At 43.5% G+C, this 16,573-nt stretch carries 8 protein-coding genes; 5 read left to right on the top strand and 3 right to left on the bottom strand.

The window, feature by feature from the left end:
- Nucleotides 1-3: 3 nt before the first annotated feature.
- The 3 genes from NQ546_RS03975 to NQ546_RS03965 are packed head-to-tail and all read right to left on the bottom strand — an operon-like array spanning nt 4 to nt 6,841.
- The gene (locus NQ546_RS03975; RefSeq protein ID WP_004292135.1) at nt 4-1,428 is read right to left on the bottom strand and encodes a DUF4623 domain-containing protein; all 1,425 of its coding nucleotides are present in this window, start codon (nt 1,426-1,428) and stop codon (nt 4-6) included.
- Between the two features lie 52 nt (nt 1,429-1,480).
- Nucleotides 1,481-3,343, bottom strand: a complete 1,863-nt coding sequence (locus tag NQ546_RS03970) for a RagB/SusD family nutrient uptake outer membrane protein (protein WP_004292134.1) — start codon at nt 3,341-3,343, stop codon at nt 1,481-1,483.
- Between the two features lie 12 nt (nt 3,344-3,355).
- Entirely contained in the window at nt 3,356-6,841 is a 3,486-nt protein-coding gene (locus NQ546_RS03965) for a SusC/RagA family TonB-linked outer membrane protein (protein WP_004292133.1), read from the bottom strand.
- Between the two features lie 423 nt (nt 6,842-7,264).
- On the opposite strand from NQ546_RS03965, the gene NQ546_RS03960 reads away from it, so the two are divergent.
- From NQ546_RS03960 to NQ546_RS03940, 5 genes are all read left to right on the top strand, one after another.
- Nucleotides 7,265-8,113, top strand: a complete 849-nt coding sequence (locus NQ546_RS03960; protein ID WP_004292394.1) for a hypothetical protein — start codon at nt 7,265-7,267, stop codon at nt 8,111-8,113.
- A 405-nt stretch (nt 8,114-8,518) separates the two neighbouring features.
- Nucleotides 8,519-11,929: a SusC/RagA family TonB-linked outer membrane protein gene (locus NQ546_RS03955; RefSeq protein ID WP_004292132.1), complete on the top strand. Its 3,411-nt coding sequence runs from the start codon at nt 8,519-8,521 to the stop codon at nt 11,927-11,929.
- 22 nt (nt 11,930-11,951) lie between these two features.
- Entirely contained in the window at nt 11,952-13,643 is a 1,692-nt protein-coding gene (locus NQ546_RS03950) for a RagB/SusD family nutrient uptake outer membrane protein (RefSeq protein WP_004292131.1), read from the top strand.
- Between the two features lie 236 nt (nt 13,644-13,879).
- Entirely contained in the window at nt 13,880-15,046 is a 1,167-nt protein-coding gene (locus NQ546_RS03945; RefSeq protein ID WP_004292129.1) for an exo-beta-N-acetylmuramidase NamZ family protein, read from the top strand.
- A 57-nt stretch (nt 15,047-15,103) separates the two neighbouring features.
- Nucleotides 15,104-16,558 carry a sodium:solute symporter gene (locus NQ546_RS03940; RefSeq protein ID WP_004292128.1) on the top strand — a complete coding sequence of 485 codons (1,455 nt, stop codon included), beginning with the start codon at nt 15,104-15,106 and terminating at the stop codon, nt 16,556-16,558.
- The last annotated feature ends 15 nt before the right edge of the window (nt 16,559-16,573 follow it).

Genomic DNA, 16,573 nt, shown 5'->3' with positions numbered 1-16,573 from the left:
GCATCAATCCATTTCCTCTTGCTTGATGGGGAATTCACAGATAACAAATCCGGATTGAGTACGCGACGCAAATAGACAAAGCTTTGCATCTTTCCCGTTTTCATCTTTCTCTATGTAATAATCCGTCTGAGCTAAAGCATTTCCGTTTCCACTTCCCCCCAGTTTAAATTGGTAAATAGGGTTATGATTCTCTCCCTCATCAAACTTTTTCAATGCATCTTCGATGGTTTCTCCTTTGGTTAAATCATAAACTTCCAAAGCAATAGAAGCTTTAGAAGCAGCTCCTTGTCCAGCCGTACAAACCAATAAATAGCGTTCCTCATTGAATGTAACAACCTTTGGAGCAACAGCTTCTCCTGCTATTTTTGATTTATATTTTTCCCCAAGCGATTCATCAACCAATGTAACAGGCACTCTGATACCTGACCATAAATACTGATCCGTATCACCGACTCTATATACATTTGTCACCATTGTTGCATCTGATTTTGAAGGTAAAACTTTAATATTACCAATATCAACCGTTTTATGTCCACTTATAGGAACCTTTAAAAATTCAGTAGCAGCATTGTCTCCAAAGAAGATAAAGCCATTACCGTTTTCATCAATATTATAAGAGGCATTATCACCATGTCTGTTCCCTGCTCCGGGAATATTTCCCACGTTAATATTCGCTATTACCTCCGGATTAGAAGTCGGCGTTTCCCAATAATAAATTTTAAAAGGCGAAACCTTACCTCCGGACAGACTTGAAAGATACACATGTCCATTAATCAATGCCCCCATGTTGTAGTCATAAGTTCCCCCTTTTACACCTGTTACATCTAACATGATCGGTTTGATTTCTCCCCTTTTCAAATCTGAAACCTTAAGGAGATGGGGAGTATGGAAATTAGGAGTAGTTGGCCTACTGACCACTAATACATGTTCACCGTCATACGAAGCACATCGGGTATAATTAGTAGCAAAATCACTATAAATATTATCTCCCGAAAAATTATACACCGTCGGCTTTTCAAAATCAGCACCAAATACCGGAACTCTTTTTCTGACTTTCATCAGATAGTCCTTGTATCTGTTATGATTGATAATTCTAAGCACCTGTGTCTTTTCATTCGTCTCCGCATCCATGGAATAATCCATTACTTCGCTCTGCAATGCAGCTCCTTCGGAAAGTTCGGCTTCTATACTTAAAGCCGAGAAGTCGGTTTCCACATCCAGACGGGGGAAATTGATCGTCTTCTTTGCTTCATCAATCGTTCCTTCCACCACTTTGTCACCGTTGGCTCCGGCATTAAGTATTTTGATTGAAAGGAGTTCGGTATCATAAGGCTCTATATGGCTTTTAGGATAGTCCTCATCACAAGAAGCCATGCCAAGCCCCAGTGATACGACTGCAAATCCAATATTTCTTATTAGTTTATACATAATCTCATGTTTTAGTTTGAAATAAATCTCATTGTTTCACTTACTCGCTTCATTATTCCAAGCCGGTAGGCCAGCCTTCGGTCTGCGTCAGCGTATATCCTCTGCTTTGGTAGTCCGCAATCTGGTTAGTACCGATAGGCGAAAGGTACGGATTGACATTAGGAACATTCAAGAACTTCAATCTCCCCAAATTCTCTGCGGGATAGAAGAAACCTTTCATCTTATCCTTGTTCTTACCGTCGAACACGATGAAGTTGCCCTGCTTGTCCATTACCCGGATTTTGCCCTTATTTTCATCTTTCAGCTCATCGCTCACCTCTTCGGCAAAATTCACCCAAGTACCTGCCAACAAGTCCTTATTCTTTTCAGTATCCATGTATTCCAACTTGCCCCAACGTCTCAGATCGATAATACGCGAGAACTCAAATGCAAACTCCATACGACGTTCACGCCTGATCTCCCAAAGCAGTTTTGATACAGAAGGATCTCTGCGGGGATCGTCCGGAAGGTCGGCGAGGTCCATATCAGCAGTGCGGGTAACTCCCAGCTTCTTCGCTTCGGGCGCTATCGGTCTCTCGCGAATCTTATTGATAGAAACATCAATGTCATCCTGAATAACCGCCGTTCCGCCCAATGTTGCAAGTTCCGCCTTTGCTTCAATCCAGTTCAAGAGCACTTCGGCATAACGGATAACCGGATAACCGGTCACGTTGCTGCTGCCCGAGAACTCAGGAGCTATGGTGCCGCCCTCTATTTTCAAAAAATCCAAAGCGCTTCGCGGTATAAACTTGGTTACAAACAAATAACAACTCTTTGCCGTAGGCACCGGCTTTTCATAGAAACTCGCTTCAAAGCGCGGGTCTCTTGTCTTGATGAGGTTGCTCAACGTAAAGTCATCGGCATCATCCAGTCCGGAAGTCTGATAATCTTTGCCGTCCGTACAGATGAACGACTTTATCAAATCAAGGTTCGGACCTACATCGGTGGAGTTCTGCGGATTGCAATTCAATGCAATGGAGTGCGTCACCTTCTGGCCGGCATCATAAGTACGATATAAGATACATTCTTTTCCGGGGGCCTTCATCGAACCGAACAGCGCACGGAAATCCACGTCGATGGCGTATTTGCCGCTGCCCATTACAATATCCGCTGCCGTAATGGCCTGCTCAAAGAACTTCTTGGCACGTTCATTGTCCTTATAGTAATACTTCTGCCAGCTTGCTTCGAACAATGCCCAACGCGAAACGAAAGCGGCCACCACATAGCGGTCTACATTTTGCGCACCGTCGCTCTTACGGACGTTCTGCATCGCAAAGTCAAAATCATCATAAACGGCATCCATTACCTCGTTTCTTGGAGTACGGTCTTTGTACAGGGCATCTTTATCGGTATTCAGCACCTCTGTGTCATAATAGGGCACATCACCGAACACGTTTACAAGACGCGCATATTCCAATGCCCTGAAGAAGCGTCCGATACCCGTCCAATGGTTATACTGTTCTTCGGTCAATATATTCGTCATCTCACTGTCGATACGGGCAAGCATGATATTGGCTTTTCTGACCCAAGCGAAATTCCAGGTCGGGCCTGTAAACTCACTCTCCCATTTAATGTCCAAGGATGTACTTCCCTTGCTGGTAGGAACCGAACGGTTGAAGTTCCTCTGGGTGGATCTAATCACCGCATCATCATTAAAGGTATAATTGGCGTTGGGAGCATAAGTGGTTTCATAACCCACTCCATAGCCCACAAAGAAGTTGGAATAGAAAGCGTTGGCATACAAGCGCACTCTCGACTCGCTGGTCCAATAGGCAGCATCTTCGGCCGATGTCAATGAAGGGCGGTCGAGCACATCATTGCAATTGGAGAACAAGAAGATGATACAGGTTAAAACTGCATATATTTTTAGTTTCATAATAATTCTATTTTAGAAGGTTAGTTGAATACCGCATGATATGCTCTTAAATACCGGTGTACCCGTACCGGTGCGTCCAAGATTATATCTTTCATCAGTTCTGAACATGGAATAGCCCGACACAGCTTCCGGGTCGATAGGCAGTCCGTCCAGATTATCAAATGTGAAGAAATTCTCCAGTGACATATAGATTCTGGCTTTCGTCAGGTATACTTTGGACAACAGATTTCTGGGTACGGAATATCCCAACGTAATGTTCTTGATTCTTAAGTAGGACATGTCAAGCAGATAGCGTGACTGCTTCTGCATGCTGAATCCGGTATCGTTGCCTCCCAAATCCCAAGCTCTGGGATAGAAAGCATCCGTATTCTCTTCCGTCCAATAGTTGGTGGTAAAAGTCTTGGGCATAGCCCCTTCTTTGGCATTGAAACCCGGAATGGCCAATTGTCCGCTACCCCAGATCTGGCGTTTGCCAATGCCCTGGAAGAAGATGGAGAAATCGATACCTTTATAGTCGGCACCCAAACGGAAACTGTATTCATAGCGGGGAGTGGTATTACCGATAACGGTCACATCGCCCGGATCACCGTTTGTACCCGTACCCGGAGTGATGTAGCCATCGCCATCCAAATCTACGAACTTAACATCACCGGGAGCAAAGACAATCTTGTTGCCGTCTTCATAGTGCACCTGATATACAGGATACTTGGAAGACTGTTTGTTCGTTTCGCGAGCCGTTCCATTATAGACAACGGTCACTTTCTCTATCTTTCCATCCTCTCCATAAACGAAGTCCTCTTTTTGGAACAGCCTGTCTGTTACCAAACCGTAAATATCGCCGTATCGGCTTCCGGTAGAGAATTCAGAACCCAGCTTACGGTCTTCCCATGGCGTCAGATAGTCAGCGCCTCTGGTTATGTGGGTAGTTGCATCGGATATAGATGCCATAGCATTGATGCCCAATCCGTTAGAGAAACGATGGTTGAAGTCGGCCGACAATTCCCAGCCTTTGGTCCTCAAGCTACCGTAGTTGCCCACCGGAGCAGTAGTGCCCAGTGTCACCGGTAGGCTTTCACCACCCACAAGCATGTCTTTTGTATCCCGTCTGTACCAATCGAAAGTCACGCCAAACTTATTGTTAAAGAACCGCAAGTCAATACCGAAGTCCAGCGTTTCGATCTGCTGCCAGCTAATGTCACTGTCCACCAGCGTAGGAGTTCCGAACAAAGGCAGTTTATTGCCGTTACCGCCCAGCCAAGTAGACTGTCCTCCTTCCAATACAGACTTATACAATGTATTGGATACCGTCTGGTCACCGATGCTACCCCAAGATGCCCTGAACTTACCGAAGCTCAGGATGTTCTCAATGGGTTTCATGAATTCCTCACTGGTAAATACCCAACCGGCGGAGAAAGAGGGGAACCATTTCCATTTCAGATGATCGGGGAATTTGGATGAGCCATCCCTGCGTATATTGGCTTCGAGGAAGTATTTGTCTTCAAAAGCATAGTTGAGACGTCCGAAGAAGCCCAGTTGAGATTCCCAGTTACGGTCTCCTTCAAAGAACTGGTCGCCTACGGCAAACGGAAATTGCGGGTTCTCCAAGTCTATCAGATCGTTTATGGTGCCCTTTGATGAACTCCATTTATTGGTCACCCTGTTCATACCTGCCATAAACTTGAAAGCATGCTGCTTCTCTGCACCGAGTTGCAGGTTGTAGGTAGTATAAACATTAATGGTGTTGTTGTCCACCGATCTGTTCTTGGTTGCCACCTGACTTGTCTGAGGACCCGAACTGTTGTAATAAGGCCCCACCGGAAAACGATAGGCGGGCATGCCGCCGGTGTCCACTCTCTCTCCAAGTTCGTTGACATATACCTGGCTGCCGTTTTCAATCCATGGTGTTGGCGAGTACCACATCTCACCGGCATTGTATTGCGTTACCGAAGAATTGGTTTCGGTAGACTGCTTGTCATACGTATAGTCGAACTTGACATCCCAGTTCTTGGTGAGATTCAGCGTAAATCCTAAATTGATGTTATAATACTTATTCTGCAAATTATCAGTATTGGAAGCCGCCATTTCATAGGTAGGCTCTTTCAACGGATTGCCATGCTCCGTTACCCCCATCGGCATCAACGGGCTCCAACGGTAAAGATACAACCAAGGGTCAGCAGCCGTATTACCGATGCCCGGATAGCGTTTGTTGCGGTCGGAGTAGATAGAGCTGGCTCTCACCGTAATGTATTTGTTGAGTTCCGAAGAAACGCTGACCGAAGCATTATATCGTTTGAAATCATCCTCCTTCGCCGTTCTTGACATGCCGCTCTGGTCCAGATAGCCCAAACCTATGTTATAGGTAGTCTTTCCACTCTTTCCACTTACAGACAGATTATGCGTCATGGTCGGGGCCCAATTCTTAATCATTGCCTTAGCTCCGTCATAGGTTCGGTATCCATATTTCTGCGATCCATCGAAATACCAGTCACGCCCATATACCACAGGATCGTTCCAATTTACTTTCCCGCCATATAACCGCTGCCATTCTTTAGCTTTCTCCAAACTTTCTTCATTGATACGCCAAAAACCACCGGCAGGCATAGGCTCATTTCTGTTGATCTGCGCATCCAGCGTATATTGCAGTGCCTCTATGCCTCCGATTTCAATTTTCTTGGCGGGGTCCTGCCAAGAGAAGTTATTGGAATAGCTCACTTCGAACTTATCTCCTTGCGCTCCCTTTTTCGTAGTAATCAACACTACACCGAAAGCTGCCTTCGCACCGTAAATAGAGGAGGAAGCCGCATCCTTCAAAATTGAAATGGATTGAATATCATCCGGATTCACCATCTGAATACTCGGAATCTCCACATTGTCCAACAAAATAAGCGGACTGCTACCACCTTTGATAGAACCTACTTGACCACGAATTTTTATCAACGGGTCCGAACCGATTTCACCCGTAGGAATTGTGACATTGACACCTGCCACCGAACCTTGAAGTCCGCGCCCCACATCGGCAATAGGGCGGCTATCCAATGCCTTGTTTACATCGACCGTCGCTACGGCTCCCGTAAGATTGGCCTTCTTTTGTGTACCGTAACCCACGACTACAACTTCGGAAAGCATCTCGCTGTCCTCCTTCAAAACAATTTTCATTGTTCTCGTGGCTTTTACCTCCTCAGTCTGATAACCAACGAACGAAACTTTCAAAACGGCTCCCGGCTTCACATTCAGCGTAAACTTGCCGTCAATATTGGTTATACCGCCATTTGTAGTTCCCTTCTCTACGACACTGGCTCCGATGACAGGTTCACCATTTGCATCTACCACCAGTCCGGTTATAGTTTGCATTTGCAATTGCTCTGTCACTCCTAAAGAGATGTCGGTATCCGTTTGAGCAGCCATCGCATTGCCACTGCCTAAAAACAGGGTGCTGATTGCTACTGCTGTGAGGAAATTGCTGTGCACAAATCCTCGCTTTCTGCGATCTTCATTCATAAATGATTGATGATTTTGTTAATTAAAATAATTTTCTCAAAAATAGGTAAGAGTAAAAATAATTATGAGAGTATAATACGAGCTACCCTCATCTCTGTGTTTCCAATTGCTCCATAGGCGTTTTTTAGTTTAAAGGTTTATATATTTTTTAGTTATAAGTTTCAAGTACACGAGGAACTTAGGCGGTTATAACCTTATGTCCATTAATAATAATTCGTTAGACAATTGTCTAACGAATTAAAAGTACGTAAGCCTTTATTTGTTCATGACAGATGCGCGGTTATTGTCAGCCTACAAACATCTTACCTGATAGAATCAAAAGATAATGACCGATCTAAATCATAAAATAAAGTTTTTGAGAAAATAGTGCAAGAATATTAAAAATAACTATATATTTGTATCCAATTCTAAAACAAGCTATCTATGAAACTAATCGCAGAAAGTGGTTCTACAAGAACTGAATGGGCCCTGGTTGAAGACAATCACTTGATACAGCGTGTTTTCACAGAAGGGTTAAATCCTTTTTTCCAAACAAGAAGGGAGATTAGCCGGAGTGTACGTTTAGGTTTACCTGAGATTTTCTTTAAAAAAAAATTAGAGCAAGTATACTATTATGGAGCCGGATGTACTTCTTATGAAAAGAAGAATATATTGGGTGCATCATTAGTAGCACAATTTAAAACTCCTATCCAAGTAGAAAGCGATCTTCTTGCAGCTGCCCGCGGTTTGTTCAAATGCGAAGCAGGTATTGCCTGTATTTTAGGAACAGGCTCTAACTCATGCTTTTATGACGGAAAAATAGTAGTTAAGAACGTCAGAGCAGGCGGATATATTCTAGGCGATGAGGGCAGTGGAGCGGTGTTGGGCAAAATGTTCTTGTCTGATGTCTTGAAAGGCTTGGCTCCTAAGGATGTAATGGCCGATTTTTTCGAAAAGTTCCGCATCAGTCCTAATGAGGTCATGGAATCAGTGTATAACCGTCCTTTCCCGAACCGTTTTCTTTCTACAATCTCTTATTTTTTAGCTGATTATACGAATGACGATTATGTATTCAATCTGATAACCAGTAATCTAAGAAACTTCTTCACTCGAAATGTATGCCAATATGACTACAAAAACTATCCCATTCGATTTGTCGGTTCATTAGCTAACAGTTACGCCACCATATTAAGAGAAGTAGCAGGTGAATTTGGAATCGAATTAGATGTGATTGAAGAAACCCCTATGAATGGATTGATAGAATTCCATGCTTTAAATATTGAAGAACCTTAAATTAAATATATAATAATGTATATACAAGCATTCTTTGCAAATTAAAAATTATAAAGTTAAAAAAGTGCAAAGAAATGTTCTTGATATTGAATAAAAACATATCTTTGTTACGTGTGAAGTACACAAAATACTTTATCACCTTTGTTAATAACAAGATTTATCTCTTAAGACGGTTAATACAGTTAAGAAATTAACTGGGATTTAATATATACTAAGTTCCTCGTGTACTTGGATTAAGATAAAAAATAGAGAGATAATATAACAGTTATGAACCTTTAAACAAGAAAAACGCCTATGGAATAATCAAAAGCCTACAACAGAGGAGATAACAACCTTAAATCCTCCCCATTTTCCCCTTATCTATTTTGAAAAACATTTTATTAACAACAAAATCATCAATCATTTATGAATGAAGATCGCATAAAACGAGGATTGGCAAATAGCAAATTCCTCACAGCAGTAGCAATCAGCGCACTGTTTTTAAGCAGTGGTAATGCGATGGCTGCTCAAACGAACACCGACAGTTCTTTAGAAGTAACAGAACAACTTCAGGTCCAAACTGTCAGTGGCTTAGTTGTAGACGCAAGCGGTGATCCCGTCATCGGAGCCAGCGTAGTAGAAATAGGAACGACCAACGGTATTATCACCGACATGGACGGTAAATTTACATTGAACGTAAAACCGGGAGCAACTTTAAGGATTTCATTTGTTGGATACCAGACACAAGAGACAAAGGCTTCCAAAACAATGAAAGTCGTTCTGAAAGAAGATAGTGAAATGCTTTCTGAAGTAGTAGTAGTGGGATATGGCGTACAGAAGAAAGCTAACCTGACAGGTGCTGTCTCTACGGTTGATTTATCCAAAACAATGGAAGGTCGTCCACAGCAGGATGTGGCAAAAGCTTTGCAAGGTGCCGTACCAGGGCTTTCCATTCTGAACAACACCGGCGATATCAACAGTGCTGCTTCTATGCGTATTCGCGGATTGGGAACACTGAGCAACAAAGAAGTCAGCAATCCGCTAATTATAGTAGATGGAGTACCAATGGATGATATTTCTTTCTTAAACACTCAAGATATAGAAAGCATCTCTGTTCTGAAAGATGCCGCCTCTACTTCCATATATGGTGCACGTGCCGCCTTTGGTGTAATCTTGATTAATACAAAAGGGGCAAAGCCAAAAGACAAGATTACAATTAATTATAGCAATAACTTTGCATGGGACCAGTCAACCTATATTCCTGACTACCCTGATGTACCCACTCAACTCCGCGCAGGAATTGAAGCCAAAATGAATGCCGGCGAAGGAATGCCCGAACTCTTTGGTATGTACTTTGACCAAATGTTGCCTTACGCTGAAGCTTGGCAAAGACAACATGGCGGCAAAAGCGGTTATCGTGAAATGCAACCTTTCCAAAGCATGGATAATGTAGGCGATTATCTGTTGTTTGAGAATGGCAAGGGATTGCTATATGCAGACTGGGATGTCCAAGGAATCTTTTACAACAATGCTGCTCCCTCACAAAGCCACAACGTATCAATTCAAGGCACCAGCGGCAAGACCCATTATTATCTCTCCTTCGGTTATGACGATAAACAGGGAATTATGAAGATTCACCCAGACGAATTAAAGAAATACAACGCTTCGGTCAACTTGACCACCAATGTATTCGACTGGCTACAAGTGGGAGCACGCTTCAACTATACACGCAAGAGTTACCAACGTCCCGACACATGGCAGAATACTTACCAATATCTGTGGCGTTGGGGTAGCTTCTTCGGACCTTACGGTACAGTAGATGGCTATGATTTCAAGACTATCGCACAGCAGAAACAAGCTGCCGACCGTAAAGAGAATACAGACCTTACCCGCATGAACACGTTCTTGAAAGCCGATATCATCAAAGGATTAACGCTGAATGCAGATTTCACATACACCATTCAAAATATGAATAGCGGCTCTGCCGACTACTCTGTTTTCGGTATGAACAACTGGGGCACATTTGACACTCCTTCCTACATTGTCGGCAAAAGCAGTACCGGCATTTGGCGTGACGCTTCCCGCCAAAATAACTGGACGCTGAATGTTTATGCCAATTACACAAAGACATTTGCAAAAAAACACAATGTAAATGTCATGGTAGGAGCTAATGCTGAAGAAACCGACTACATCTATCTATATGGGGAGCGCAGTGGACTCTTCGACCAGAATTATCCGGAACTGAATCTGGCAAACCAAGACGGGCAAGGTTTGGATTGGAAGCATAATGACCGCGCATCCGCCGGTTACTTCGGACGTATCAATTACGATTACAAGGGTATTTACTTACTGGAACTGAATGGTCGCTACGACGGCTCATCCCGTTTCCCCAGCAATGACCGTTGGGCATTCTTCCCTTCTGCATCTATCGGTTACCGCCTATCCGAGGAAGCCTACTTCCAACCTTTAAAGAGCATTATCAACAATGCCAAATTACGCGCTTCTTTTGGAGAAATCGGTAATGAAGCCGTAGGAGACTACCGATTTGTTGAACTAATCGGACAACGCTTGAACAACTCGTCTACCGGTTATGTAAATTGGGCGGATGGAAACGGTGCCAACGCCAACCGTCTCACAATGTATAATATGCCGGACTTAGTATCCAGCACATTAAGTTGGGAACGCATCCGTACCACAAATCTCGGTATGGATTTGGCTTTCCTGAACAACGACCTAAATGTCAGCTTCGACTGGTTCCAACGCGAAACACGCGACATGTTGGCCCCTTCGGAAGTATTACCCAATACATTGGGTGCTGACGCCCCCTATGCCAATGCCGGTAATCTGCGTACGCGCGGTTGGGAATTGAATCTGAACTGGCGGCATCAATTCAATGAATGGACTGTCTATGCAAACTTCAATATAAGCGATTCCAAAACCAAAGTCACCAAGTGGACTAATGACAGTAAAATGTTGAACACTTATTATAGCGGCAAAACCTATGGAGATATTTGGGGTTTTGAAACCGAACGTTATTTTGAAGAATCCGACTTCACAGGACAAAATGAAGATGGTTCCTGGAATTACAAACAGGGTATAGCAGACCAATCCGGTCTGGAAGGCGACAACTTCCATTACGGACCGGGCGATATCAAGTTTAAAGATCTGAACGGCGATAAAAAAATAGATGGAGGCAAAGGCACAGCTGACGATCATGGAGATTTGAAAGTCATTGGCAACTCTATGCCCCGCTACGAGTATAGTTTCCATATCGGTGGCGCCTGGAAAGGCATCGACCTTGATTTATTCTTCCAAGGAGTAGGCAAACGCGATGAATGGACTATTTCATCCTTCAACTTCCCAATGATGCGTAATGCCGACTTGGCCATCTATGCCAATCAGACCAGCTACAATAAAGTACTCTACAACAATGACTGGACTCAGGTTACGGGCTATGATATCCGGCAGAGTAATGCTTATCCACGTCTCTATCCGGGAAATGAAGCCGGAGGTACAATATCCGGCATTGCCAATGGTTGCCACAACTATTATCCGCAAAGCCGTTATTTAACAGACATGTCATATCTCCGTCTGAAAAATGTAACTTTAGGTTATACATTCCCAAAAGAATGGACCCGTAAGGCTTTCATCGAGAAAGCACGTATTTACTTTAGCGGAAGCAACTTATTCTTGTTGCATAAAGGCAGCGGCGACTTACCGGTTGACCCGGAAATCAATGCGAATCCTTCCTCTAACAGCGATGGGAGCTACGGTACTTGGGGACGTGTCGCACCTATCACCCGCACTTTCTCATTCGGTATTCAAGTAACATTGTAATAATTGCTAAAACTTAAAAACAATGAAAAAACTATTTATATACGGAACCATAGTTTTAATGGCCTTGACAAGTTGCAATGATTTGCTTGACAAAGAGCCGTTAGACACTTTCTCCAATACCCCAGAGTACTGGAGCAACACTGACAATCTGGAAAACCAGTGCAATACTTTCCTCAACAACTACTCCGGCTACGGAAACGGAAGTGGCGGAGGATGGTTCTATTTCAAAACCTTAAGTGATGACCAGGTAGACAATGACTCACATACCTGGACTTACACAAACGTGGTTGCCAAATCTAGTAACTGGTCCGATCCATTTGTTGAAATCCGTCGTGCCGCTTACATCATAGAGGGTGTACGCTCGTCTTTCCTGGATAATGCCGTAAAGGCTAACTATGAAGGAATCGCCCGTTTGAATCGTGCATGGGAGTACTTTCAGCTTGTGCGCATGTACGGCGATGTACAATGGATAGACAAAGTGATAGATTCGAACGATAAGGAAACCCTTCTTGCAGAACGTACCGACCGCGACATTGTTATGGACAATGTCCTGGATGACTTAAAATATGCCTGTGAGAACATGACCGGTACCAACAAGCAACGTTTCAATAAAGACATGGCGCTTGCTATGACAGCCGACATTTGTTTATGGGAAGGCACATTCTGTAAATACCGCACCCAAAACGAAAACGGAAAAGCTGCAGACAACACCCGGGCACAGAAGTTTTTGCAAGAGTGTGTAATAGCCTGTGAAGCTCTGATGGCCAAGAACTATAAATTAAGAGAAGATTATCAATCCATCTATAACTCGGTCGACCTCTCCAAGGATACGGAAATCATTTTCTACAAACCTTACTCCAAAGATGCCTTCATGCATTCCACTATCGATTATACAGTAAACACGAGTGGCACACATGGCATGTCAAAGGATGCATTTGACAGCTACCTGTTTTTGGACGGAAAGCCGCTGGCTACAACGGAAGAGAACACAAACGATGCGGCTACACTTGTTAACGGCGAATATTCACTGGCAAACGTACTTGCAGTCCGCGACAAACGCCTGGCAGCTACTATCGATCCGGTATTGGCATTCAGAGGGCATGCTTACAGCCGTGCCGGCGTAGCTCCTTTCACAGCATCGACAGGCTATGGAGTAGCCAAATTCGACAATACGTCTCTGGATCTCTACAATCGTAACCAAATTGGTACTGCCTATACAGATGCCCCCATCTACTGGCTTTCCATTATCTATCTGAACTATGCAGAAGCAAAAGCAGAATTGGGTACATTGACACAGCTCGATCTAAATAACACAATCAATAAATTACAAGCCCGCGCCGGTCTGCCTGATATGACAACCACCCCGGCAGACGATCCTGCCAATAATATGGGAGTTAGCAATTTGATATGGGAAATCCGCCGTTGTCGCCGTTGCGAACTTATGTTTGACAACTGGTACCGTTATTGGGATCTCATCCGTTGGCATCAATTGGAATTATTGGATAGCAAGAAGCATCCTAATGTCTTTTTGGGTGCCAATCTGGAAAATGTGGCCAATCCTGAAGAAACTTTGAAAGGCAAATACCTCGATGCTTCCGACGGCCAGAACCGTATTTACGAAAGAAAACACTATCTCTATCCGATACCAACCGGACAATTGACTCTAAACAAAAATATGAAACAGAATTTAGACTGGGAAATATCGAATAAATGAATGAAATCGACAATCCTATACGGTGTCTCATCAAAGTTTAACTAAGAAAAAAGTACCTGACAAGAAAAAACGAGTCAGGTACTTTTTTTTAAATATAGCATCTCGAGTATCAGATAGAACCGCTGTTTTTTAATTGCAAATTAATAATTATAATATCAAATATTTGCAAATAAGTGTTTTTGATATTAAAATAAAGAGTATCTTTGTCCATATGAACTTTCCTTAATACTATATATATGAAGAAACTACTACTATTAACCATTCTGCTGTGTAGTTCACTGTTGTGTCAGGCACAAAAGGAACGCCCGATTCTGGGCGATGAGCAGACCGCAGAATATTTTCCAATTCTAAAAGGTAAACGGATTGCCATCTTTTCCAATCATACCGGCATGGTGGGAGACAAGCACTTACTGGATATCCTATTGGAAAATGAATTCAATGTAGTAGCCATATTCTCACCCGAACATGGTTTTCGCGGAAATGCAGATGCAGGAGAACACGTATCCAGCTCTGTCGATAAGAAAACAGGCGTGCCTATCCTTTCCCTTTATGACGGAAAAGACAAGAAACCGAGTGAGGCATCCATGAGGAAGTTCGACATACTGGTAATCGATATACAGGATGTAGGCTTACGATTTTATACCTATTATATAACAATGTGCCGGTTGATGGACGCTTGTGCCGAATATAACCGCAAGGTATTGCTGTTGGACCGGCCCAATCCGAACGGACATTACGTGGACGGGCCCATATTGGATATGAAATATAAATCCGGAGTAGGCTGGCTGCCCATCCCCATTGTGCATGGCATGACTCTGGGCGAACTGGCACTAATGGTAAACGGAGAACGTTGGCTACCGGCTTCACGCGTATGCGACCTCATCGTCATACCTTGCAAGAACTACACGCATCAGACAAAATACACATTGCCGGTTCCACCATCTCCCAACCTTCCGAACATGAAATCGGTCTATTTATATCCGGCTACTTGTTACTTCGAAGCAACTCCCGTCAGTTTGGGAAGAGGCACCTCCTTCCCCTTCCAAATATACGGCCACCCTAATATGACAGGTTACACTTACAGCTTCACGCCCAAAAGCGTTCCCGGAGCTAAGAATCCGCCCCAGCTGAACAAGCTATGCCATGGCGTAAATCTCAGCAATATGAGCGATGAGGAAATCTGGAAACGAGGAGTAGACCTGAGCTATATAATTGATGCTTATAAAAACTTGAATATGGGCGATCATTTCTTCCGCCCTTTCTTCGAACTGCTGGTAGGCACAGACTATGTCCGGAAGATGATAAAAGACGGAAAGAGCGCGGAAGAAATTAAAAGCTGTTGGAAAGGCGATGTGGAAAGGTTCAAAGAGCAAAGGAAGCCCTATTTGCTCTACAAAGAATAGCCATCCATAGAAAATAATTACTGATTAACCTGTAAATACTAATACCCAAGCTCCATAATGAATCCACTATCCGTTATCATTACTATTGCCGCCTATTTTATAATACTGTTCACAGTATCCTACATTGCCGGCAGAAAAGCAGACAATGCGGGTTTCTTTGTAGGCAACCGCAAGTCATCCTGGTATGTGGTAGCCTTTGCAATGATTGGTTCCAGCATATCGGGAGTGACATACGTGTCTGTACCCGGCATGGTTGCTTCCAGTAGTTTCGGATATCTACAAATGGTATTGGGCTTCGTAGCCGGGCAGTTAATCATTGCTTTTATTTTGACACCATTGTTCTACCGGATGAATTTGGTTTCCATTTATGAATACTTGGAGAACCGCTTCGGAATGTCTTCATACCACACCGGAGCGTGGTTCTTTTTTATCTCTAAAATGCTGGGAGCAGCAGTACGCTTATTCCTGGTTTGCCTGACCTTGCAACTACTGGTTTTTGAACCGTTTGGCCTGCCGTTTATTCTAAATGTGGCTATCACCGTAGCATTGGTATGGTTGTACACATTCCGCGGTGGAGTGAAATCACTTATCTGGACAGATTCCTTGAAAACTTTTTGCCTTGTTGTCTCTGTGGTGTTATGCATCTGTTACATAGCTTCCGACCTGAACCTGTCTTTTACAAGCATGATAAGCACGATTGCCGACAGTGACATGTCCCGCATTTTCTTTTTCGATGACATCAACAGCAAACAATATTTCTTCAAGCAGTTTTTCGCCGGAGCGTTCACCATGGTAGCCATGACTGGATTAGACCAAGATATGATGCAACGCAATCTCAGTTGTAAAAACTTCAAAGACTCGCAAAAGAATATGATCACCAGCATCATTTCACAGTGCTTCGTTATTCTGCTGTTCCTGATGCTAGGTGTGTTGCTTTACACATTTGCCGACAGCCAAGGCATACAAGTGGATAAAAGCGATAAACTCTTCCCCGTAATCGCCACCGGGAATTACTTCCCTGTCATTGTAGGTATTCTGTTTATCATCGGACTGATTTCCTCCGCCTATTCGGCAGCCGGCTCTGCATTGACTGCACTCACAACGTCTTTCACCGTAGATATTCTAGGCACGAAAGGCAAGACGGAAGAAGAGGTTGTGAAAATCCGGAAACGGGTGCACGTGGGAATGGCCGTAATAATGGGGGTCACTATCTTTGTGTTCAATCTGTTGAACAATACCAGCGTAATCGATGCCGTATATATTCTGGCAAGCTACACATACGGTCCTATCCTGGGTCTGTTTGCCTTCGGCATCTTTATGAAGCAGCAAGTGCATGATAAATATATACCGGCAGTAGCTGTCGCTTCCCCGTTTCTCTGTTTTATCCTGCAAAAGAATTCGGAGGCATGGTTCAACGGTTATCAGTTCAGCTATGAGTTACTCATATTCAACGCATTGTTCACATTCATCGGACTCTGCATATTGATAAGAAAAAACAAGAAAAACATTTAACTTAATACGTCATCA

The sequence above is a fragment of the Bacteroides eggerthii genome (genome assembly GCF_025146565.1).
In the GTDB taxonomy this organism is placed as follows: domain Bacteria; phylum Bacteroidota; class Bacteroidia; order Bacteroidales; family Bacteroidaceae; genus Bacteroides; species Bacteroides eggerthii.
This window is presented reverse-complemented; position numbering and strand designations above follow the sequence as displayed.

What these genes read in the sequence shown, in the direction of transcription:
- NQ546_RS03975 (WP_004292135.1), bottom strand. Translation starts at nt 1,428, where the DNA reads ATGTATAAACTAATAAGAAATATTGGATTTGCAGTCGTATCACTGGGG.
- NQ546_RS03970 (WP_004292134.1), bottom strand. Translation starts at nt 3,343, where the DNA reads ATGAAACTAAAAATATATGCAGTTTTAACCTGTATCATCTTCTTGTTC.
- NQ546_RS03965 (WP_004292133.1), bottom strand. Translation starts at nt 6,841, where the DNA reads ATGAATGAAGATCGCAGAAAGCGAGGATTTGTGCACAGCAATTTCCTC.
- NQ546_RS03960 (WP_004292394.1), top strand. Translation starts at nt 7,265, where the DNA reads ATGAAACTAATCGCAGAAAGTGGTTCTACAAGAACTGAATGGGCCCTG.
- NQ546_RS03955 (WP_004292132.1), top strand. Translation starts at nt 8,519, where the DNA reads ATGAATGAAGATCGCATAAAACGAGGATTGGCAAATAGCAAATTCCTC.
- NQ546_RS03950 (WP_004292131.1), top strand. Translation starts at nt 11,952, where the DNA reads ATGAAAAAACTATTTATATACGGAACCATAGTTTTAATGGCCTTGACA.
- NQ546_RS03945 (WP_004292129.1), top strand. Translation starts at nt 13,880, where the DNA reads ATGAAGAAACTACTACTATTAACCATTCTGCTGTGTAGTTCACTGTTG.
- NQ546_RS03940 (WP_004292128.1), top strand. Translation starts at nt 15,104, where the DNA reads ATGAATCCACTATCCGTTATCATTACTATTGCCGCCTATTTTATAATA.